The sequence below is a fragment of the Anaerolineales bacterium genome (genome assembly GCA_037382465.1).
GTDB lineage: Bacteria > Chloroflexota > Anaerolineae > Anaerolineales > E44-bin32 > WVZH01.
This window is the reverse complement of record JARRPX010000027.1, coordinates 1-21,104: the sequence shown is the minus strand read 5'-3', so window position 1 is coordinate 21,104 and position 21,104 is coordinate 1. Positions and strand designations below refer to the sequence as shown.

The window sequence follows — 21,104 nt, the reverse complement described above, 5'->3', positions numbered from 1 at the left end:
TGAGACTCGACCGGTTGGAAGCTGAAGGATAGCGCAATGCCTTACAAATACCTGGCCTATACACCGCAGGGTAAACAGCTCGAAGGAATTCTCGACGTCGAGAAGGAAGATGCTGCGGAACGCATACTCTTCGAACGAAACCTGACCATCGCCGACTTGCAGGAGGTGCGCAAGCGCTTCGATCTCAGCCGCTGGTTTCCTTCTCTTTTCGGTCCCAAGAAGCGCGACGTGATTCTATTCTCACGCCAACTGGCAACCCTGGTCGATGCGGGCGTGGCATTGATGTCCGCCCTGCGGCTTCTTGGCGAACACGTGACGAACAAATCGCTGAGTGAGTCCATTCACGAAATCGAGGAAGACGTTCGCATGGGCAGCTCGCTGTCCGCTGCCATGGAGAAACACCCCCTGGCCTTCGACAACATCTACTGCCGCATGGTCGAGGTCGGTCAACGGACGGGGAATTTCGGCGTCATCCTGCGGCAGCTCGCCGCCTACATGGAGAAGGCGCAAGCTACGGCTTCGAAAATCCGCGGTGCCATGGCGTATCCCGTCGGCATTCTGATGCTGGCGGTCGTCGTGGCGATCATCATCATCAACGTCACCCTGCCGCCCCTGATGGGGTTGTTCGAGGAATTCGGCGCGGATTTACCCTGGACGACGAAATTGCTCCTGGCGCTGGTCAACGCATTCACGGCCTACAACGTTTATCTGTTCGTCGGCGCTTCGGTGATCGCCGTCTTCCTCACCTGGTACGTTTCGACGGAAGAAGGGCGCCGGCGCCGGGATGCAGTTTTGCTCAGGCTGCCGATTCTGGGCCGCATCCTCGTTCAGGGAACGGTATCGCGGATCAGCCGTACGATGGCCACGCTGCTGCAGGCCGGATTGCCCTTGCCCGACGTCATCGAGCTGACCCGACAGACCGTGGGTAATGTCGTCATCTCCGCAGCCCTGGAGAACGTGCGCCAGGAAACACTCCAAGGAAGGACGGTGTCGGAGCCGTTTTCGCGTATCCCCTATTTCCCCCAGATGGTTTCCTTCATGCTGCGTATCGGAGAAGAAACCGGAACGATGGACAGTCATCTGGAGACGCTGGCCGACTTTTACGAAGACGAAGCGGACAGATCGATCAAGACGATGACTTCTTTGTTGGAGCCGGCGATGACCGTTTTCGTCGGACTGGTCGTCGGATTCGTGGCCGTGTCGGTGATCATGCCCATGTATCAACTATTGGGGGCGATCAAATGATGCGCGCGGCTTCTCGTGGAGCGCTGCATCGCGACGAGCGCGGCCAGGCGTTGGTGGAAGAGCTGATCGCATTGGCCGTTCTGGCTTTGTCGGTGGGGATCCTGCTCACTTCGATCTACACCGGCACGGCCGGCGTGAAGGCCAAACACAGCCGGGTGAGCGCGGAGGTGCTCGCCCGCTCCCAGCTCGAATTGATCCAGGACTCGCCGTACAGCGCCGATCCGATTTCCTCGCCGTATCCCCCGGTTGCGCCGGAACCGGGCTACACGGTTGCAGTCAGTATCGAATACTGGCAGGCCTCCAGTGAGACGTTCATCAGTTCGCTGTGGGACGATGGAATGCAGAAGATCACCGTCTCGATATCGGGAAGTGAGGGACTGATTCTCGATTTGACCTGTTACAAGGTGGATCGTTGATGGAAGTGTTGGCTGTCGTGTTGGAGCACCTGCGGGTGTGCAAGGGCCGCGTACGGCGATTGGGACAGAGCGATCGCGGCGCCACGATTCCGGAGCTGATGGTCTCCATGTTCATCACGGCCTCTGTGGCCGGTTTGATCGGCACCGCCGTGTTCCAATTCTTCGTCGTGACTTCGAACGGGAACGCTCGCCTGAGCGTGCTGCAAAGTCTGCAGAATGCATCCGTCTGGCTCGGCCGCGACGTAAGCGAAGCACAAACTGCCACGGGCGGCAGCGGATTGGTATACGGCACGCTGACCACGGGCGACCCCAGCGTGGAATATCGTTATTCCTACGATCCTGCGAACAAGACGCTCGTGCGAGAGCAATTGCTCGGTGGTGTCGTTCAATCGACTCTCGTCGTCGCCAGGCGTATCGAAGATCAAGGCGACATCGTCTTTTCTGTTATCGGAAATCTGATCCACGTGTCGATCACAGCGACCAGCGACGACGGCGCCGTTTCAGAAACGAAGTCATTAGATCTGGCCATGCGTGTGCATTGATGCTGCACCGGCGGATGGAGAAATTTGACTCGATGGTTGTAATGAAGACGTCCCTGTTCGTCAGAATCGCAAACGGATTTCGACGACTCCATACTGCGGAAGCCGGAAAAACGCTGCCGGCTGCGTTGTGGGTGCTCGCCATCGGCGCGATCCTCATGGGACCCTTCCTCTCCAACGTGAGCACCAGCCTCATCGCCGGTCTCGACTTGGGGGGCGACCAACGCGAGCAGTATGCTGCGGATGCGGGGGTCGAATTCGCCATCTGGAAGCTGCTGCACGATTCGGCCTACCGCTCGTCGGTCGATGCCAGCCCGGGAAGCCCGGTGGCGCTTCCTGCGATTGCGGTCAACCAACTGCTGGTCGACATCAGCGCCGAAACGATTGCCAGCGGCGGCTGGACGGTCATGGCGAACGCGCCGGATGCTGTGCGCGCAGGTGGCGCGCTTTGTTACGCCGGCGCTGATACCATCTACGCCTTACGCGGTAACAATTCGCGAGACTTCTGGCGATACAGCATTTCAGGGGACAGCTGGACGTATCTGGCCAATACCCCGGGAACGATAGGTGCCGGTGGGTCGCTCGTCTGTACGGCCGGGGATTATATTTACGCGCTGCGCGGCAACAACCAGCGTGATTTTTATCGCTATCGAATCTCAACGGATACGTGGCAGACCATGCAGCGCGCACCGGCTCGCATCGATTCCGGCGGCGCATTGGCGTATCCCGGCGGCGACGACATTTATGCCTTGCGTGGGAACAATCAGCGCAGTTTCTATCGCTACAGCATCTCTCGCGATCGCTGGTACAGTATGCGCAACGCACCCGACCGTGTGCGCGAGGGCGGCTCGCTCACCTACGCCGGCGGCGACGACTTGTACGCCTTCCGGGGCCGCAATTCGACGGACTTCTGGCGCTACAGTATATCCGCCAACCGATGGTATTCCGAGACAAATGCGCCGGATCGGGTGCGCGACGGGGGATCGTTGGCCTACGATCAAAACGGTTCTGTCTACGCATTGCGCGGCAACAGCGCAACGGACTTCTGGCGCTACGACATTTCCAGCGGCAGTTGGTCGACTCAACCCGCAGTCCCGGCGACGATCGATGAAGGGGCAGCGCTGGTTTATACGGGCAGCAGCGTTTTCTACGCATTGAGAGGCAATAATCAACCCCATTTCGGCCGCTACGAAGCAGGCGGCTCTCAATACGAGATCGTTGCCCAGACGGGTGATATGACCATCACCAGTTTGATCGAGATTGCAGGATCGAACGTTACCGTTCTGTCGTGGGATATTAATTGAGAGGAGCGGAAATCCGGTTATGGATGCAGCAAAAAGGAAAGCGGACAGACAGGTAAACATTCTGGATCTGAACATTCTTCCGCCGCGCTATCGCCGCCGCAGGCTCTCATTACGCACATTGCGGCTCTGGTTAATGATGTTGGCTTTTGCCGGTCTGATCTATCCCAGCTACGTTGTCTTTCGTCGAGCCGATGTTGCCCTGAAGCGTCAGGAATTGACACTCGCCGGGGTCCAAATTAAGCTCGATGCGTACGAGCCACTCGTGGCGGAGAAAGACGAACTTATAGCGCAGATCGAGGAAGTAAAAGATCAGAGCCTGGAAATCGAAACGATGGCAGAAAACGCGGTGATCCAGGAAGTTGCCTGGAGTGAGATTCTGCAATCCATCGTAGAGACGATCCCTCAGGGAATAGACCTCGTCAGTATCGGTCAGTTGGACAACGAAGTTCGATTAGTGGGGTTGGCAGAGAATCGCCGTCTTCCACCGAATCTGATGGATGACCTGATGGACACTGGGCTCTTCATCGAAGGACGTATCGAATACATGGTCCAGCAGCTTCCTGAAGAAACCGAAAGTGGAGAAGCCGTCACGACCGTGTCGATGCCGGCGTATGAATTCGAGATCATGCTCGATATTGGAGTCGCAGACGACGAGGAGCTTCCATGATGGCGGTATGTGTGTTCTTCAATGCGATAGGACGTTTTTACCGCAACAGCGGCATCGGCCGCAAACGGGAACGGCGACGCAGCATGCAGGGAGCGGGTTGATATGGCGAAAAAAATCTGGAATTGGATTAAGGGAAATCCTGCCTGGGTCATGCTGGGTTTTACAATTGTGTTTGCCGGTGTGAATCTGCTCTTCTTGGGGGGCAAATTCCAAAAAGAACGACTGACGCAGCAATTGATACAGCAGGTCCAGGAACTCGAATCGAGCGTGCAGCTTCTACAGGAGGCTGACAGAGAAGGTCTGCAGGGCATCCAAGATGAATTGATTGCAGCACAAAGTTCCCTGGCATCGCTCGAAGAGACCTTCCCCGACTTCGAAACGTCTTTCGATTTGTATCGCCGGGGCTTTACGCTGGCAACTGCGAACGACGCGGTCGTAATGAGCGTTCACAGCCTGGGCGCAGAAGTCCAATCCACGATTTTCGGTTCGCTTGAAGTGACCAGCTACAGTGTCGCGGCTTCTGCAGATCTGGAACAATGTCTGGCGTATTTGGCGAGCCTGGAAAGCGAGGGATTGGAGACCCTGGCGCTGAACAACATCAACATCGAACCCGACCTCGAAGCCTGCAGTTTCGACGTCCGCATCGCCAGTATTTCACCGTTGGATGTCGAATGATGTTCTCGTTCCGTTCGCTGAGCTGTGCGCTCGTCATCGAGTGCAAGGAGGAATCTCTTGCTGGGTAGGAAGATCGTTACGTTGGATTTCGACGGACGTGATATTCGATTGCTCGTCGTTCGCGGGAAGCGCCCCTTGCGTTGGTCGACGGTCTCCGTCTCTCCGGAATTGATGAATCAGGGAGTGATCCAGGAGAGCGAGCGTATGGGTGCGGGGCTGGCGCGCTTCCTCAGCGTGCACAAAGCTTCCAGACGCAGGGTCGTGACCAGCGTCACCGGGCACCGGTCTGTTTCCCGGCTGCTTGCCTTACCGGAGATCAACCCCGATCTGCTGGACGATGCGATTCGGCGCAAGGCCAAACAGGAGATGCCGCTGCCGCTCGATGAGACGTATCTTTCGTGGGATGTCGTCCGGCAGGAGGGAGACCAGATTCTGGTGTATGCCCTGGCCGTGCCGCGACTGGTGATCGATCGTCAGGTGGAGACGCTGCGGGCTGCGAAGATCAAACCCGGAGTCATGGATTTGAAGCCGCTGGCGCTCATCCGTGCGGTCGATCAAAGCAACGCGGTCATCGTCAATCTCGAAGAGCAAGGCATCGGCGTGATCATCGTCGTCGGGGGCGTGCCGATGATCGTGCGCAGCATGCCGCAAGGCGATGGGAAACCCAACCCGGCCGCGGCCATCGACCGACTCTCGCTGGAACTGACCCGCACGGTCCAGTTTCACAACGACAGCAACCGGGACCGCCCGCTGGACCCACGCACACCAGTATTCGTTACGGGAGCTCCGTTCGATGATCCGAAAATGATCGAATTGTTGAAATCGAAAGTGTCCTTTCCGATTCAACTTCCGCAGCCGCCGATGCGCCTGCCTCAGGAATTTCCTGTGGCGACTTACGCCGCCAATCTGGGCCTGGCGTTGAAAAAGGTGTGAGGCCGATGTCCACGCTTTTATTCGCCTTGCTGGGAATTGCGGTCGGCAGTTTCTTGAACGTCTGTATCGACCGCTTGCCAAACGGTGGGTCGATCATCTCGCCGCCTTCGAAGTGTGATACGTGTGGGCGGCGCTTGAAAGCGCTTGATTTGATTCCCGTCGTCAGCTTTCTGCTGCGCCGAGGACGATGCCGTTATTGCAAAGCGCAGATTCCGCCGCGCTGTCTCTGGGTTGAATTGGGGACGGGTGTGCTCTTTGGCCTGATCTGGCTGCGTTTTCCCTCGAGTACCTATGCAGGCTTCGTCGCCTGCTGCAGCGCCATTCTGATCGTCATTCTGGTCATCGATCTGGAACATCAGAAGATATTCAACCGCGTTGTCTATCCGGCGATCGGCTTTGCTTTGATCTTCGCACTGATCTACCCGGAGCCGACGCTCGGCGAACGCCTGCTCGGTGGTTTGCTCGGCTCCGGATTGTTGTTCCTGCTGGCGATTATCTACCCAACCGGGATGGGCATGGGGGACGTCAAGTTGATGGGTTTCATCGGACTGGTTGTGGGTTTTCCATACGTGATTTTAGCTCTTTTCTTGTCGTTCGTCCTGGGCGGCTTGATTTCCGGAGTCTTGTTGATGGCGGGCCGGATTGGACGGCGTGATCCGATTGCATTTGCGCCTTTCCTGGCGCTCGGGGCATTGACGACCCTGTTTTATGGCGAGCAGATCGTTCGTTGGTGGTCAAGGTAGGATTGTGATGGATATCAAGGCATTGCTGAACTTCACAGCCGAGATTGGAGCCTCCGATCTCCATCTGCGTGCCGGATCGCCGCCTATCTATCGCGTGCACGGGAAACTCGTTCCGGCGTCCGATCAGGAGCCTCTTACGGAGGATGCAACCATTCAAGCTTTCGAACAGATCAGCGACAACGGCACCCGGCAGCGTTTCGCCGCAAACAAGGACCTGGATTTCTCCTACACGCTGACCGATACGGCACGTTACAGGGTCAACGCCAGCTTGCAGCGCGGCAGTATCAGCCTGGCGTTCCGCCGTATCGCCGTTGTGGTGCCGACCATCGACGAATTGGAACTTCCCGGGATATGCAAAACCCTGGCCCTCAAACCCCGCGGGCTGATCCTCGTCACCGGTCCTACGGGCAGTGGGAAGTCGACCACTCTGGCCGCCATGATCGAACATCTCAACCAGCACGAGGCGCGTCTCATCGTGGCGATCGAGGATCCGATTGAATTCATCTATCGGGACAAACGCTGCGTAATCACACAGCGGGAAATTGGCAAAGATACGCAGTCCTTCGCTACCGCGCTGCGTGCCGCCTTGCGCCAGGACGTGGATGTGATTTTGGTGGGGGAAATGCGCGATCCGGAGACCATGGCGGCGTGTCTCACCGCCGCCGAAACCGGGCACCTGGTTCTTTCGACGCTGCATACCCGCAGTGCACCTTCGACCATCGATCGAATCATCGATTCCTTTCCACCGCATCAACAAGCACAGATCCGTATGCAGCTTTCCTTGACGCTGGAAGCGATTCTTTCGCAAACCTTGATACCCCGCCTGGATGCGGAAGGACGCGTGGCGGCCGTGGAAGTGATGCTGGCCAACGCGGCGATTCGCAACCTGATCCGCGAGGGCAGGACGCACCAGATGAACAGTGTGCTGCAAACTGGCGTGCAGGAAGGGATGCAGACTCTCGAACAGGCGCTCAAGGATTTGTATCGGCGGCAGGCAATAGCTTTGGATGATGCCTGCGCCGCTGCCCACGACGAGCAAGGACTGCGCGCTTTGATCGAGCAAGGTTGAAATGAAGCCGCTTCACTGCATGAACGGCGTTGTTGAGGACGGTGAATGATTTGGTTTTGAAAGGATCTTGTAAGCGTGAGTTTTACGGTTGTGTGCAATACTACTCTTGTGTGAACGGTAAAAAGGAGGGACATTTGTTTTGAATTCTTGGTATAAGTGCGGGTTGATTTTTGCTCGTTGAATCATTACGAAATTAAAGAATTTACGTGGAGGTGTTCCAATGTTGAAACGATTACAGCGAAACGAAGAGGGTTTTACACTTGTCGAACTGCTGGTGACTATCGCCATCATGGGCGTTTTGTTCGGCATCGTGACCCTGGCGCTGAACGGTTTGAGCACGTCGGCGACCGCCAACACCAAAGCCGCCGAGCTGGACCAGGTCCAGACTGCCGTCGACATCTACCTGGCGACGAATTATCCAACGATTACGACCATCACACCGAGAGCAGTTGCGGCTGTCATCACGGCAGCCGACGCGGACTGTGATTTTTGTTCCTACCTGAGATCTCTGCCCACGGAATACACCTATTCATGGGCCGCTGACGGAACCGTTACGCAGCCATAACGGCTGCGGATTGAAGATTCATTCGATCTCGCTGAAGAGACTGAGTATCGAAATATAGTACAGGCAAAATATAAAAAGACCTCTTTGCAATATCGAAAGAGGTCTTTTTTCAATAATCGATGACGTTGCAGTGGTCGATCTGCGTGGTAATTATCAGAACCCTCGCTGCTGTCCTTCCCAGGGCGGTGGTTTGCCTGCTATGAACTCCTCGACGCTTGGTCCCTGCAGCTTACTCAGGCGCATCAAGCCGTATAGATACGTGCCGATCAGCAAGATGACAATCAATGGCCAACCCAGGATGATTTTCAAAACGCCCAATGCATCGAGTGAACCTCGCTGGTAAAGCCAGAATTCGAAACCCAGGCGGGCGGCAAAGACTCCGGCCCAAATCAGCGTGACCTCGTTATAGGCCGGCAGGACTCGTGGATGCCAATACCAGTCCAAGGGCCAACGCCGGACCACAAAGCTGGTCCAGGCGACGAGCGGACGTCGCAGCGCCACACTGACGATGCAGAGCAGGACGGTGACGGCGCCGGAGATAAAGCCCGGGAAGAAAAAACCCGCCTCAGAGCCGCTGATTTTGACGAACAGCGCCGCGACGGCCACACCGCCGAGACCTGCCAGGGCGAAGCGCAGTGGCTCTCGACGCAGGAGGCGAATGACTGAGATGATGCCCGCTGCTCCGATGGATCCCCACACTGCGAGATTCAGTCCCCACAATGCGTTGGCGATCAGAAAGACCAACAAAGGGAAAATGGAATCAAATAATCCGGCGCCTCTCCCGGCAAACACCACGCGGAGTTCCTCGACCAATTCCCTGCGCCTATCCATCGGCTCGCCATCCCATCCAGAAACGCTGCCAATCACCGTTGCTGGCTTGCAGCGCGAAGAAGACGTATACACTTGCGGTGAGAAATCCAAGCACGACCATCAACGCTACCCAGACGAGGGCACGCGCTATGGATTTCTCTCGGAACACGACCCACGCCGAAAACAACGCAAATCCGGTGTACAGGTCAACTATGGACACAACGCCCCAGGGGTTGTGCAGCAGTTGTCTGCCGTCCGCTGCGAAATTTCCGCTTGTAAAGCCGTTGACCAGGGCTATCGTCATGACGATCATTCCGCAGATGGAGAGCAGCTTAGCAAATCGCATGCGTATTCGCTCCTTTACACAACCAGGATGATTCCCAAGACGAGTTCGGCGAGGAAGCTAATCAGATTCGAAGAAACGATCGCATCATCAATGAACATCGCCATGCCACGGACGACGGCCATGGTTAGATAGGTAATACCGAGCACCTGATACGCCTGCTGCGTGTTGAAGTAGAGCACAGCGGCGCCCAATCCGATGAACAGCGCGCCGAGAATCGTTCGAATTTCTGTGACTCCGCGTCCGCCATTTACGTCCAATCCCGTAAAACCAAGCACTTTCAGCGGCCAGAAGAGCGAGACCGCTCCAGTGACGATCGTTGCGATTGCGGATATCGTCTTGAGAATCGGCAGCATTTTGATATTCTCCTTTTCTTCGAATGCTTCATCGTCCGATGCATGCGCGCCGCGAGCCGTCAGGCCGAGAGCGCTGATTTCCACGATGCGGTGGTCAAATCCAAATTTGATTAGCTTGCCGATGGCGGTTTCTTCGGCGGCAGCGGAATCAAGATCGGTGTGTTGGCTTTGTAATATTCGTAGTCCGCTTGCCCTCCCCATTTTTGATCGGCGCGAGTTTCCAGCATCGGCACGCCGCTGATACGCGTGAGTAAGATGAAGATGAAAATGGGGGAGATCATCGTAAGCCACTGCCAGCCGCGCAGCACCGGCAGGGCGACAATGGCCACACCGATCCAGAGCACGATCTCGCCGAAGTAATTGGGATGGCGTGACCAGGCCCACAAACCTGATCGGATAAATTTACCCGCGTTTTGGGGATTCTCCCGGAATTTACTCTTCTGCCAATCCGCAATCGCTTCGATGCTGAGACCCGCAAGCCATACCAGGAAGCCCAGAACGGCGATGCCGCCGAGTTCGGCTCGATATTCGGATGTCATCGCCGCCAACGCGGCGGCGAGCGAAAGCGTGACCCAGAGGCCTTGCAAGGTCCAGGTGAGTAAAAAGCGGGCGAAGGACGTCTTGATCTCCCGGAATCTGCGGTCCTCGCCGGCGGCCAGGATGCGTCGAAACAAAAAGGCACCCAGGCGAACCGCCCAAACGATGACCATGCCGGCCAGCAGCCAGGCGCGGCCGTCGACCGTGGGAATGAGCAGTAAAGCCAGCAGGACGACGCTGATGTAGCTGATGCTGCCGGCGAGGTCGAAAAACTTTTCGGTCTGCAAGCGGTGTGCCGGGACGAAGGCGATCCATTGAATGATGAATGCCAGTGCCACACACGTGACAAACACGGGCACCTTCCCTACAGTGTATCCTCCCTGGCTGCCGGCGAGGGCAATGCCGGCGCCGATGATTAAAATAACCGGTATGGCGATCAGTGCACGCTGTTGTTCTTGTTTCATGATCGAAAATCCCTTTCTCGGATTCATATCACCGTCTTCGAGATGATGGCAAACCCCACGGCGTCCGGTCCGATGTGAGCGCCGATAACAGGCGTTATGTCCATCGAGATCACTTCACCCTGCGGAATCAGGTGACTGATTTCCGCACGGAACATCTCCGCCTCGTGTGCTGCATTGGTGTGGACCAGTGCAAAGCGTTCGATCGGCTGACTCTCTTCCAGCATTTGAATCAAACGAGCTTCTGCTCTCGCCTTCGTGCGCACGCGTTCCGAACCGGGTTGTCCCAGTTTCATGGTGAGAATGGGTTTCAACTGCAGCAGGCTGCCCAATCCGCTCATGAAGCGGTTCATGCGACCGCTGCGACGCAGGAAATCGAGCGTGTCCAACCTCGCGGCCACGAAGCTGCGCGGGATGATCTGTGCGAGCGCGGCCAGGATTTGCTCGATCGTTTTACCGTCAGCGGCCATGCGTCCGGCGAGCTCGACTTGAAATCCCGTTCCCAGACTCAGCTGGTGGGAGTCGTGCACCGTGACTGGGACTTCCTTGAACCGCTGTGCGGCCTTGCGGGCGACTCCCACCGTGGCGCTCAGACTCTCGGAAATGTGAATGGAGAGGATTTCTGATGCGCCCGAATGGGCAAGCCGCCGGTACGCCTGGGTGAAGCTTTTCATGCCCGGCGTAGCCGTTGTGGGGTGGATATCGTAATCCGGTAGATTTGTATAGAAGTCTGTACGCGTGATGTCGACACCATCCAGGTATCCCTGGTCGCCGATGTTGATGTACAACGGAACGACCGTAATATCCAATTGCTGGATGATGCTTGGAGGCAGGTCGCAGGTCGAGTCGGTAACGATCTTGACGCCCATCTTACGCCCCTTGTGGAATTCTGCTTCGTTTACGGAGGACTCCGCTGAGTAGGCCGAGTGCCAGGATTGCAACGGCCGTCCAGGCTGGATAGGCCACACCGCTTGTACTGGCGTGTTTGCTGGCGATGCCGACGAAAGCCCAGATCAGTACGAGGGCATAGGCGTCGTCCTTTTCACGCCACTGCATCATCGATCCGAGGAACGTCGCCACGGCGAGCATGATAACCGTCCAGGCAGTCGCGGAGATTCCCCATCCGTTCCATCCTGCGAAGAAAAGCACCTGGGACACGTTGGCGATCGTAGCCACGGATATCCATCCCAGGTAAATGCTGAAGGGAAGCTGCACGAACCATCTTTGATTACGATCGAGCCCTGGCCGGGCTTTCGAAATTCGAACGTAGATAAACAGCAGAGTCGCCAGAAGGACGAGCATGGCGACCAGCGTGAGTGGGAAGAATTCGTAGTGCCATAGGAATATCCAGGCGGCGTTGGCGAGGCTGCCAAGCCAGTACGCCGGCGCGATTTCTTTCAGCAAGGAATTGTCCCGCTGGGCGGGCAGGATCTGGTAGACAGCAAAGGCGATCAATCCAAGGTAGATCAGTCCCCAGATGGAGAACACATATCCCTCCGGGACGAAGTAGATCGCAAAGCGGTCCGAGATTTCGCCCGTGGTTTGGCCGTTGATCGGCAGGATATTGGCCAATCCGTTCACCGTCAGGGTGAGGGCGGTCGCCAGCAGCGTGAAGATCGGATAATAGGGTACCTTTTTCATCATAAAACTCCATATTCTGTTAATCTGTTTAGATCGCTGTCGTCGAAACACATTGACCTATCGAACTGAGATGCTGGGTTCTACGAGCGTGGTTCCATTCTCTCACTGCAGCCCACCTTTCGAGATCACAGAGAGAACATCACCAGGCGGCAATTTTCACTTCCCATTTTATCAGCTTTAACATGGAAATATCCCAGCGATCGTACGTTTCTGATATAGAATTAACATTTAAACGGGGCTTGTCCGGGCAGAACCGCATATCGAAATAGGTCTTTCCAATGGAGCGGCGGTTCCAGTAATATCTACACTATGCCTCCCGTCGATCTTTTACCGCGCTCGTTCTCGTGGCTGAGATGGGGCAGAAGATCATCGAGGACTTGAAGGGCAACTTGGAGTCTGATCGTGGATGAAGAAATGATCTCTTGGCTGTTGGAAGGGGACGTATCGATTCAATTTCAAGTCCAACGAGACCTGCTGGACGAATTACGCCCGGACATCCAGGCGCGTATCGATCGAGAAGGTTGGGGGGCTGCGTTCCTCGAGAAGCGGCATCCAGATGGCTATTGGGGACGCGGCTTCTACCAGCCGAAGTGGACCAGCTCACATTACACGCTTCTCGATCTGAAAACGCTGCAAATCCCCCCGGAGAACGAACGGGTACGGCGCAGCATCGATCTCATCCTCGATACGCGCAAATCCGCAGACGGCGGGATCAATCCCGCCAAGACGATCGAAGTGAGCGACGTGTGCGTCAACGGCATGTTCCTCAGCTATGCCTGTTATTTTGGCACGGACGAGGGCCGCCTAAAGTCTATCGTGGATTACATAATCGATGAGCGCATGGAAGACGGTGGCTTTAACTGCGAGAGAATTCGTCCGGGTGCGAGACACAGCTCGCTGCACTCGACGATCTGCGTGCTGGAAGGCATCCGGGAATATGCGCGCCAGGGATATTCTTATCGGCTTGACGATTTAGAAGCCGCGGCCGGGACCTCGCGCGAGTTCATACTCCTGCACCAGCTCTACATGTCCGATCACACGGGCGAGATCATCAACAAGGATTTCCTGATGCTGCGTTTCCCGGCGCGCTGGCATTACAACATCTTGCGCGCTCTCGATTATTTTCAAGACGCCGGCGTCGCTTGGGACGAGCGCATGCGCCCGGCTTGTGAGGTGCTGTTGAAAAAAAGGCGCGCCGACGGACGTTGGCCGTTGCAGGCGAACTACACCGGAGCGCTGCACTTCGAAATGGAAAAGCCCGGGCAGCCCAGCCGCTGGAACACGCTGCGGGCGCTGCGGGTCCTCAAACACTTCAACTTGATATAAAAAAAGGCCGTGAAATGTATCGATCCGGAAGAATGATGGGCAGTCTTAGCGTTGGATTCCAGCTGCGAATTGCACTGCGCTTGCAAGCGCGTGATCCCGATTCCGGATCGAATATGCTGCTGCATCCGGCCAACGCGCCTCGGCATAGTGCAGCAGTTCCATTCTGACGACCACCAGTGCGGCCTGGAAGCGGCCCGAATCCAGGGCGGTCAAACCTTCCTGAAACCCTCCATCCCGCTCGAATTCCAGCGGGCCGAGTTCGTCCACGACGAGCATGTCGCAGGGAACGGCCGCGCGCAGCACATGGTTGCACCAATCGATCGTGTCCCGATCCAACGACCATTCCTTCGTCATGATCCCCGAAGCTGAATCCGAACGCCGCTGCGCCAACCGCCGCCGTTCCCCCGTGGCGAGATCGAGCGCATCGATGCCGGTCTTTGTATCGCCTTCAAGCACAGCCGGAGCGAGGATTCCCCTGATTTGCCATGCTGGGTTGGTTGAATTCCGGATTGCGTCGATCACGTGTGTGCAGAACGTGGTTTTCCCCGAACCCACGCTTCCACTGATGAGGGTGATCTCGCCGCGGCGTTTCAAGAGGCTTCATCCTTGCGCATGACGATGAAACGGCCGTCTACCCGTCGTACCTCGATGGGAAGTCCGTAGGCGAGGGAAAGATTATCGCCGTCGAGCACACGGCCTACGGGTCCGAACGCCAGCGCCGAGGATCCGTGCATCAGCAGCGCCTCTCCGGCGATGGCGAACGCCGCGTCGGGATCGTGGGTGGTGAAAATCACGGTGGTGCGGTCACCGAGCAGGGATTGCAGCACTTCGAGCACGCGGTGTTTGTTGCCCAGATCCAGATGGGCAGTGGGTTCGTCGAGTAACAAGATTCGGGGTTCCTGAACCATGGCGCGGGCAATACGCACCAATTGCGCTTCGCCCCCGCTGAGCTCTTGCACCGAACGCTGCTCCAGAGTTTGAAGATCGAGAATTTCGAGGACTCGATCGACGCGCATTTGATCTTCTTCGGAAGGCGTCCCCAGAAGACCGATGTGAGGCGCCCGGCCCATGGCGACGTATTCGCTGACGGTGAAAGAAAATGGAATCCGTTCCAACTGCGGCACGAGACCGATGAGATGGCTCATTTCCGCGCGAGTGTAACTCTCCAACGATCGGCCTGCGAGCCGTACCGAGCCTTTTTGAACGGGTAACAGCCCGATGAGAATGTGGAGCAGCGTGGTTTTCCCCACGCCATTGGGGCCGAGGATGGCCGTAATCTCTCCTCCGGGGATCGCTGCGGATAGATGCTCGAAGATCCACGCTTGACTCGAATCGTAGCGGAAGAAAAGGTCTTCGATCTGCAGCAGCGCGGTGTCGTTCATGTGCGTTGTTTCCGTTTGATCGTAATCATCAGGGCAATGAACGTGGCTGCGCCGATCAACGAAGTCAGGATGCCCAGGGGTATTTCTCCCGCCATCAGGCTGCGGGCGATGTCGTCGCAAAATATGGTGAAGATTCCCCCGAGCAGCATGGCGCCCGGCAGGTTGTAGCGCGAATCGGCACCAAACAGACGGCGGGAGAGATGGGGAATGATGAGCCCGATCCAACCCACGATTCCCGCCACGGCGGTCAGGGATGCCGTAGCGACGACCCCGCCGAAAAGCAGCAGACTGCGCTCGCGCGCCGGAGCCGCGCCCAGCGACCATGCCGTTTCATCGTCGAGGGAAAGCAGATTCAATCGCCAGCGCAGCAAGTACACCAGGGTCATCCCGGGAATGGCGAATGGCAGGACATGAAGCACGTCCTGCCAGGTCACCGACCATAAACCGCCCAACAGCCAGAAGGTAATTTCGGGAAGCTGGGTCAGTGGATCGGCCATGGTTTTCAAGATTCCTGTGCCGGCGGAAAACAAGGCCGAGACGACGATTCCGGCCAGCACGAGCCGCAGCACCCAGCCGCCGAAGCGCATGCGCCTGGCGAAGAAGTACGAGGCGAAGAGACCTGCCATGGCGAAAAAGATGGCCATGCCGTACATGCTCCAGGACGATCCGATCCACAGGATGCTGAGCGCTGCACCGAATGTGGCTCCCTGCGAAACGCCGAGGAAACCGGGTTCGACAAGCGGGTTGCGGAAGATCATCTGCATTACCGCACCCGTCGCCGAAAGCGTGATTCCGAGCAGCAAGCCCAGGCACAATCGTGGGAGCCGCAGCGCGAGCACGAGCTGGCGCGCCAGTGCATCTTCGCGGAACAACCGCAAGGGCATCCAGAACGGCCGCGGATAGCGCCCGACGAACGCCGACAAGAAAAAACTGGCGAGCAGCGCCACACCGAGGGTGATGAACAACAGCCTTCGCCGATCGACGCGCATCACCTGCTCCCAAACACTCAATCGAGCTCGGGTTGGATCAGGGGCAGGATTTCCGCCTCGATGACTCCGGGGGCCAGACCGTACATCTGCGTGTAGAAATCCATGACCTCCTGACGCATATCAATGTCCGTCGTGAGCTCGGGATGCATTTTCGTGGCCATCCAGGTCAATCCCATGATCCAGCGTGGATCGGGTTGATCCCAGCTCCAGAAATCCCCCGGGAAGCCGTAGATTTCACCTTGCTGGACGGCGTCCAACGCCATCCAGTTGGGATTCTGCTTCAGACTTTCGACCGCCGCAGCCGGATTCTCGGCGTAATTGATGACGAAAATCTTTTCGGGATTCCAGACCGCAATTTGTTCGAATCCGACGACCGTCCAGCCGCCGGCTTCCGCAGCATCGGTCCAAACCGGGATGCCGCCGGCGAGTGTTACGAGTTCGGTCTGTATCCAGTCAACGGAGGGCACTTCGAAGGCGATTTCTCCTTCTTCGTCGCTGTACTGCATGAGTAAGACTTCAGGCCGATCGGCTTCCGGTATGCTCTCGACCTTTGTTGCGATCATCTCGAGTCGAGCGTTGTAAAAATCGATGATCTCTTCTGTCCGGACTGGATCTCCCAAAGCGTTTCCAATGATGGCGGTATCGCGTTCGAACTGCTCGGGTGTCTCCAAGTCCACGTAGATCACGGGAATATTAATTTCTTCCAGCGCCACACCCAGGCTGTCCGCCATGTAGCTCTTCATGATGACGAGATCCGGCCGCAGGGGAGCGATCTGCTCCGGTCCCGCGTTGCGCTCGAGTAGTTCGAATTCGTCGAAATGCGGTTGGATGATGGGATAGAAGTCAAAGCCTCGCTGGCTGCGGTTCTCGAAGGCCACCAGCCGTTTCTGAGCTTCAGGGAAAAGGTAGACCGAGTTGACAACCAGTGTGGTGGCTTTTCCGGCGACGACGATTCGCTCGGGCGGAGATGCGAATGTCACCTCTCGGCCGAGGGCATCTATAACTGTTATCGGTTCGACTTCCGGCACGTTCACTTCCGATTCGGGTTCTGCCTGCGTTGGCGTCTGTGCTGGGAATGTCGGGGTGGGCTCGCTCTGGCAGGAGGCGAAAGCGAATGCGAGTAGGATGATCAAGCCGGCGATGATGTGTTTGCGCTTCATTTTTCTCTCTCCAAGGTGTTCGGGATATTGTTGATCGTTTCTTCGAACCAGGCCTCCAGCGATTGCAGTTGTTTGATGCGCAGCTGCAGGCCCAGACGGTTGATGACTTGTGTTCTGGGGATCGCATTGAACCTCGTGTCCAGTTGTTCGAGTTGGGTTTCGATCGCCGAACGTTGACGCTTGATCAAATCTTCGAGTGAGGGTGCTCCGAGGTGATGGGCGAAATATAGTTTGGTGATGAAAGCCATGCGAATCGCCCGTACGCTCGGCCCAACAGGCGTGCGCATCCATGATTCGAAATACCGATCGCCCGTCCTCGTGATCCGGTAGGGGACTCGATCCGCTTGCTGTATCGATGAATCGATATCCGATGGTTTGATGTGTCCGTGTTTTTCCAGCCTGTGGAGGACGTTGTATACCTGACTGAGACTCACGCGCCAGACGTGGCTCAACTCATCGTCGAGGCGTCGGTGCAGGGCATAGCCATGACTGGGTTGCAGCTTCAACAAACCCAACACGACGTATTCCGGGGACAGCGAATGTGCGATCGTTTGCGCTTTGGGCATGGTTACTCACTGAGTGAGTATATCGCATATCCGAAGCTGTGTCAGGATGGTGCGTGAGTCTCTTTCGTGTCGATCATCCCCCGTCGAGGTTTTCATCCTGCGTTTTCGAACGCTGGTAATGTCGCTGCACTTTGGCTCGATTGCCGCAGCTTTCCATGCTGCACCAGCGCCGGCTGTGGTTGCGGCTGTTGTCGTAGAAAAGATAGCCGCAGCCGCGATCGTCGGCGCATTCTCCCACCCGTTTCAGATCTTCCGAGGTGAGCAGTTCCGCGGATTTCCACAAGATGGGCCACAGCATGGCTTCAAGATTCTGGTTATCGTCGGACCAGCCCCACGAAAATCCATCACGTGAGGCGTCCAGTCTGACCCGGTGCAGCGCTTCGCCAAGGGCGGCGTTGAACGAGGCCAGATCTTCGTTCGGTATCTGTGTTCCTGCCGCGCTATGGGAGAAGATGCGGTAGAGCGCCTCGCGGAGTTCGATGACTCGATCGAGCGCTCGACGAGCGTCTTGCGGCCGCCGCTCGGCTGTTTCCAACAAGCTCTGCGCCGCTTTTTCCGTCAGCAAACCGGCTTTCCAGGACCAGCTTACCAGGTCAGCATATGAATTGAGATTTTCAATCGGATCGGATCGGGCGTGCCATTCCGCCGTGTTGGTGAAGTCCAACGGCAGCAATCCTGCGTCGAAATCCCAATTCTTCTCTCGATTCAAGCTCGCCATAGTTTTCGATACTCCTAATAACCACCATAATCATCTTGACAGGTTAGGTAATCTGTGCTATTCTATAACCACTATAATAATTATAGCAGGTTATAATATACCGGTCAAATTTCAAAAAGGGCAGGAGGTGCAAGATGTTACCGTTGAGTCAGTTGGAATACTCGATCGCCGAACGACAAAAAGAGTTGCGGAAGATGATAAAACAACAACACATATTGCAAAGCCTGGGAAGCATTCGAAAACAAAAGAGCCCCCTGCGTTTTGTACGGACGGCATTATCGGTCGTGCGCTTTCCGGTGGAGGTATTACGCAGCGTGCATGTTCTGCAACGTGCGTCAGCCAATCCGAGAAAGGAATGTTCAGCCGGAGTCTGCGAAACTCGATTATCCTAACACGATCTGGAATCGAAAGCACACGGCACGGGAGGCGTTGGCGAAGGGGCCGACGCAGGATGGTAGGTCGAAACCCATTTCTATGGCAACTCCAACAAAGGAAAAGATCATGAATGACGACGTGCACGAAGAAGCTAATCTACCCCAGAATAAGGAGGAACTGCTGGCACGAATTGATGAGGAATGGAAGCTGCTGGAGGCCGTGATATCCGGCATCGGAGCCGATCGGATGCTTACACCAAAATTCGGCGGTTGGTCCGTGAAAGACATCCTCGCCCATATCACGGCTTGGGAACGTTTCATGTGTCTGAATTATCTGCAGCATGAGGCCGCCCACGAGGCCTTCGGATTGAGTCCGAAGGAATTCGAGTCTCTGGAGGAGGATGGTTTCAACGCCATCATATACGAACGCAATCGTGATCGGGTGTTGAAGGACGTCCGCAGTGATTTTTATTCTTATCACGAGCAGGCAACACGTAGTATACGGGAATTGCCGTTCGAAACGATGCTCGAAGAGCGTCTGCCAGGGGATCCAGCAGGAGAACCGCTGTTGGTGGGAATCGCAGCCAACACGTACGATCATTACAGGGAACATCGAGAATCGATTGAAGAATTGATGTAGACAGTGAACCGGATTCTCGTTTGTACTCTAAAAAATGCGAATCATCTTCCGGCTTCAATCCGTTTGAATCGATAGGGTCAGCCTCTAAATTAATTACCCGCCAGATCTTCTTTCAAACCCAGATCGCTGCAGCAAGGCGGGTAAGTGCCATCTGATATTTTGGCGACTAGCACGCCGCTTTGCGTCGTTTGGGGTCAGGTTTGCAGGAGATGCGCAAGATTTCGGGCGTAATCCATTGATGCGTTCGGTGTGGTTCAACTCACCGCTTTCTTAACGAGTGCGATGATCCTTACCTCTTCGGCGTCGGTCAGCTTCTTCAGTGCGAAGGATGTCGGCCACATATCGTCTTCGTCCAGGTTTGCCTTGTCACTGAAGCCGAATGTCGCATATCTCGACTTGAACTTATGCGCGCTTTGAAAGAAGCAGACGACCTTGTCGTCCTTGGCATACGCGGGCATGCCATACCAGGTTTTCGGCGAGAGAATTGGCGTGCTGGCTTTAATGATGGCATGCAGCCGCTCGGCCATGGTGCGATCCGGTTCCGGCATTTCAGCGATTTTTTCCAGCACGTCAGATTCGCCGTCCGCCTTGCCTTTCTTCGCACCAGATCTGCGAGTTGCTTCCACCTTCACTTCTCGGGCGCGCTCTTTCATGGCGGCTCGTTCCTCTTCCGTGAATCCCTTGGACTTGCCGCTTTCGGTGGGGCCTTTAGCAGTCTTATTCGTTCCCTTCTTCGGGCTCATGGTACCCTCCTCGTATTTACTCAGGATCGGCAACTTTTCCGCAATACGAATACGGACCTCCTATCATAATGTTCGTTGGTAAACAGCCAACATCGGACAGTCGGTCCGCATTTTTTGAATTGTATCGAAAAACTCACACTATCCCTGCAAGTGGGCCTCCAGGAACCACAACCACTTATCGAGGTCTCGCGAAATTTCGATGAGCATGTCGTTGGTGTCCATGTCATGAATATCGTCGGCGTCATCGGCGGCCATACGGGTGCTCTTCGCCAGCGAGGCCATGCGGTCTGCAACCAATTCCACCGTGCCCATACTGTCGAAGATGTCCGTCGGATAGGCTTCCAGACGTGTAGATTCTGCAGCCATGCGCACGGTACCGAGGGCCACCCCGCCCAGCGCCGTAGCACGCTCGGCAATCATGTCCACATAACCCAGCAAGCCTTCGGCGATCTCGTCGAACAACTTGTGCAGGGCGATGAATTGGGATCCTTTGACGTTCCAATGCGCCTGTTTGATCAGGCTGAACATATCGAAGGTATCCGCCAACTGCGCGTTGAGTACGTCGATCATGTGCAACTGCGTATCCATAGGGATATCGTTGCGAGTCTTAAAATGTTCTATTACTTTTGTTGCCATTTGAGTTCTCCTTCTCAACTTTTTGGGTTCTCTACGGCAGCGCAATGGATAGATGTGTTTGTTCGCGGCGTTGTCCATTACGTACCGCGTGGAACCCGGGTTGTGTTGTCTTGATGTTAAGATACGTCGAAGTTTTCACGAATTCTTGACACACGGTTACCGAGTCTCTCGAAAAGATCACGTCGACAGCAAGATGCGCATGCGTCAGGTTGTGACAAACGAGCGCCTCAGGGAAATCGGCAATCCTTATTCGCATGGTATTGTTG

At 56.1% G+C, this 21,104-nt stretch carries 27 protein-coding genes; 12 read left to right on the top strand and 15 right to left on the bottom strand.

Annotated elements, in window-relative coordinates; translation table 11 throughout:
• Nucleotides 1-36: 36 nt before the first annotated feature.
• The 10 genes from P8Z34_08775 to P8Z34_08730 all read left to right on the top strand — a co-directional run bounded on the left by P8Z34_08775 (nucleotide 37) and on the right by P8Z34_08730 (nucleotide 8,156).
• Complete coding sequence (locus tag P8Z34_08775; protein MEJ2550761.1) at nucleotides 37-1,245, top strand: type II secretion system F family protein; 1,209 nt, start codon at nucleotides 37-39, stop codon at nucleotides 1,243-1,245.
• Entirely contained in the window at nucleotides 1,242-1,661 is a 420-nt protein-coding gene (locus tag P8Z34_08770) for a hypothetical protein (GenBank protein MEJ2550760.1), read from the top strand. The genes P8Z34_08775 and P8Z34_08770 overlap by 4 nt, the downstream gene beginning before the upstream one ends.
• Nucleotides 1,661-2,203, top strand: a complete 543-nt coding sequence (locus tag P8Z34_08765; GenBank protein ID MEJ2550759.1) for a hypothetical protein — start codon at nucleotides 1,661-1,663, stop codon at nucleotides 2,201-2,203. The genes P8Z34_08770 and P8Z34_08765 overlap by 1 nt, the downstream gene beginning before the upstream one ends.
• A 41-nt stretch (nucleotides 2,204-2,244) precedes the next feature.
• The gene (locus P8Z34_08760) at nucleotides 2,245-3,504 is read left to right on the top strand and encodes a hypothetical protein (GenBank protein MEJ2550758.1); all 1,260 of its coding nucleotides are present in this window, start codon (nucleotides 2,245-2,247) and stop codon (nucleotides 3,502-3,504) included.
• Nucleotides 3,505-3,523: 19 nt separating this feature from the next.
• A complete protein-coding gene (locus P8Z34_08755) occupies nucleotides 3,524-4,171 on the top strand; it encodes a PilN domain-containing protein (protein MEJ2550757.1) in 648 nt (215 codons plus the stop codon).
• 102 nt (nucleotides 4,172-4,273) lie between these two features.
• Nucleotides 4,274-4,846 (top strand): hypothetical protein, encoded by a 573-nt coding sequence (locus P8Z34_08750; protein ID MEJ2550756.1) that lies wholly within the window; start codon nucleotides 4,274-4,276, stop codon nucleotides 4,844-4,846.
• Between the two features lie 57 nt (nucleotides 4,847-4,903).
• Nucleotides 4,904-5,779 (top strand): pilus assembly protein PilM, encoded by an 876-nt coding sequence (gene pilM / locus P8Z34_08745; GenBank protein MEJ2550755.1) that lies wholly within the window; start codon nucleotides 4,904-4,906, stop codon nucleotides 5,777-5,779.
• A 5-nt stretch (nucleotides 5,780-5,784) separates the two neighbouring features.
• Nucleotides 5,785-6,522: a prepilin peptidase gene (locus tag P8Z34_08740; GenBank protein ID MEJ2550754.1), complete on the top strand. Its 738-nt coding sequence runs from the start codon at nucleotides 5,785-5,787 to the stop codon at nucleotides 6,520-6,522.
• A 7-nt stretch (nucleotides 6,523-6,529) separates the two neighbouring features.
• Nucleotides 6,530-7,591, top strand: a complete 1,062-nt coding sequence (locus P8Z34_08735; protein MEJ2550753.1) for a type IV pilus twitching motility protein PilT — start codon at nucleotides 6,530-6,532, stop codon at nucleotides 7,589-7,591.
• Between the two features lie 220 nt (nucleotides 7,592-7,811).
• Nucleotides 7,812-8,156 carry a type II secretion system protein gene (locus P8Z34_08730; GenBank protein MEJ2550752.1) on the top strand — a complete coding sequence of 115 codons (345 nt, stop codon included), beginning with the start codon at nucleotides 7,812-7,814 and terminating at the stop codon, nucleotides 8,154-8,156.
• 153 nt (nucleotides 8,157-8,309) lie between these two features.
• Here P8Z34_08730 and P8Z34_08725 read toward each other — a convergent pair whose 3' ends face one another.
• The 6 genes from P8Z34_08725 to P8Z34_08700 are packed head-to-tail and all read right to left on the bottom strand — an operon-like array spanning nucleotide 8,310 to nucleotide 12,304.
• On the bottom strand, nucleotides 8,310-8,987 hold the full coding sequence (locus tag P8Z34_08725) for a DUF3159 domain-containing protein (protein ID MEJ2550751.1): 678 nt from the start codon (nucleotides 8,985-8,987) through the stop codon (nucleotides 8,310-8,312).
• The gene (locus tag P8Z34_08720; protein ID MEJ2550750.1) at nucleotides 8,980-9,312 is read right to left on the bottom strand and encodes a DUF1475 family protein; all 333 of its coding nucleotides are present in this window, start codon (nucleotides 9,310-9,312) and stop codon (nucleotides 8,980-8,982) included. Before P8Z34_08720 ends, P8Z34_08725 begins: the two co-directional genes overlap by 8 nt.
• Nucleotides 9,313-9,326: 14 nt before the next feature.
• A complete protein-coding gene (locus P8Z34_08715) occupies nucleotides 9,327-9,749 on the bottom strand; it encodes a hypothetical protein (GenBank protein MEJ2550749.1) in 423 nt (140 codons plus the stop codon).
• A 26-nt stretch (nucleotides 9,750-9,775) separates the two neighbouring features.
• Nucleotides 9,776-10,666 (bottom strand): DUF1295 domain-containing protein, encoded by an 891-nt coding sequence (locus P8Z34_08710; GenBank protein MEJ2550748.1) that lies wholly within the window; start codon nucleotides 10,664-10,666, stop codon nucleotides 9,776-9,778.
• 23 nt (nucleotides 10,667-10,689) lie between these two features.
• On the bottom strand, nucleotides 10,690-11,532 hold the full coding sequence (locus P8Z34_08705) for a DegV family protein (protein MEJ2550747.1): 843 nt from the start codon (nucleotides 11,530-11,532) through the stop codon (nucleotides 10,690-10,692).
• Between the two features lies 1 nt (nucleotide 11,533).
• Nucleotides 11,534-12,304 carry a hypothetical protein gene (locus P8Z34_08700; protein ID MEJ2550746.1) on the bottom strand — a complete coding sequence of 257 codons (771 nt, stop codon included), beginning with the start codon at nucleotides 12,302-12,304 and terminating at the stop codon, nucleotides 11,534-11,536.
• 402 nt (nucleotides 12,305-12,706) lie between these two features.
• Between P8Z34_08700 and P8Z34_08695 the strand changes: the two genes are divergently transcribed.
• A complete protein-coding gene (locus P8Z34_08695; protein MEJ2550745.1) occupies nucleotides 12,707-13,630 on the top strand; it encodes a hypothetical protein in 924 nt (307 codons plus the stop codon).
• 45 nt (nucleotides 13,631-13,675) lie between these two features.
• On the opposite strand, the gene P8Z34_08690 is transcribed toward P8Z34_08695, so the two are convergent.
• The 6 genes from P8Z34_08690 to P8Z34_08665 all read right to left on the bottom strand — a co-directional run bounded on the left by P8Z34_08690 (nucleotide 13,676) and on the right by P8Z34_08665 (nucleotide 18,445).
• Nucleotides 13,676-14,224, bottom strand: a complete 549-nt coding sequence (locus P8Z34_08690) for a nucleoside-triphosphatase (GenBank protein MEJ2550744.1) — start codon at nucleotides 14,222-14,224, stop codon at nucleotides 13,676-13,678.
• On the bottom strand, nucleotides 14,221-15,012 hold the full coding sequence (locus P8Z34_08685; GenBank protein MEJ2550743.1) for an ABC transporter ATP-binding protein: 792 nt from the start codon (nucleotides 15,010-15,012) through the stop codon (nucleotides 14,221-14,223). The genes P8Z34_08690 and P8Z34_08685 overlap by 4 nt, the downstream gene beginning before the upstream one ends.
• On the bottom strand, nucleotides 15,009-16,001 hold the full coding sequence (locus tag P8Z34_08680; protein MEJ2550742.1) for an iron ABC transporter permease: 993 nt from the start codon (nucleotides 15,999-16,001) through the stop codon (nucleotides 15,009-15,011). Before P8Z34_08680 ends, P8Z34_08685 begins: the two co-directional genes overlap by 4 nt.
• Nucleotides 16,002-16,018: 17 nt before the next feature.
• Nucleotides 16,019-17,161: an ABC transporter substrate-binding protein gene (locus tag P8Z34_08675; GenBank protein MEJ2550741.1), complete on the bottom strand. Its 1,143-nt coding sequence runs from the start codon at nucleotides 17,159-17,161 to the stop codon at nucleotides 16,019-16,021.
• Nucleotides 17,158-17,727 carry a helix-turn-helix transcriptional regulator gene (locus P8Z34_08670; protein ID MEJ2550740.1) on the bottom strand — a complete coding sequence of 190 codons (570 nt, stop codon included), beginning with the start codon at nucleotides 17,725-17,727 and terminating at the stop codon, nucleotides 17,158-17,160. The genes P8Z34_08675 and P8Z34_08670 overlap by 4 nt, the downstream gene beginning before the upstream one ends.
• Before the next feature lie 73 nt (nucleotides 17,728-17,800).
• Nucleotides 17,801-18,445 carry a CGNR zinc finger domain-containing protein gene (locus P8Z34_08665; GenBank protein ID MEJ2550739.1) on the bottom strand — a complete coding sequence of 215 codons (645 nt, stop codon included), beginning with the start codon at nucleotides 18,443-18,445 and terminating at the stop codon, nucleotides 17,801-17,803.
• Between the two features lie 501 nt (nucleotides 18,446-18,946).
• Between P8Z34_08665 and P8Z34_08660 the strand changes: the two genes are divergently transcribed.
• Nucleotides 18,947-19,459: a ClbS/DfsB family four-helix bundle protein gene (locus tag P8Z34_08660; protein ID MEJ2550738.1), complete on the top strand. Its 513-nt coding sequence runs from the start codon at nucleotides 18,947-18,949 to the stop codon at nucleotides 19,457-19,459.
• 254 nt (nucleotides 19,460-19,713) lie between these two features.
• Here P8Z34_08660 and P8Z34_08655 read toward each other — a convergent pair whose 3' ends face one another.
• The 3 genes from P8Z34_08655 to P8Z34_08645 all read right to left on the bottom strand — a co-directional run.
• Nucleotides 19,714-20,202 carry a DUF1801 domain-containing protein gene (locus tag P8Z34_08655; GenBank protein MEJ2550737.1) on the bottom strand — a complete coding sequence of 163 codons (489 nt, stop codon included), beginning with the start codon at nucleotides 20,200-20,202 and terminating at the stop codon, nucleotides 19,714-19,716.
• 138 nt (nucleotides 20,203-20,340) lie between these two features.
• Nucleotides 20,341-20,838, bottom strand: a complete 498-nt coding sequence (gene dps, locus P8Z34_08650) for a DNA starvation/stationary phase protection protein Dps (GenBank protein MEJ2550736.1) — start codon at nucleotides 20,836-20,838, stop codon at nucleotides 20,341-20,343.
• 31 nt (nucleotides 20,839-20,869) lie between these two features.
• The coding region (locus tag P8Z34_08645) for a hypothetical protein (protein MEJ2550735.1) at nucleotides 20,870-21,104 on the bottom strand (235 nt) is incomplete at its 5' end.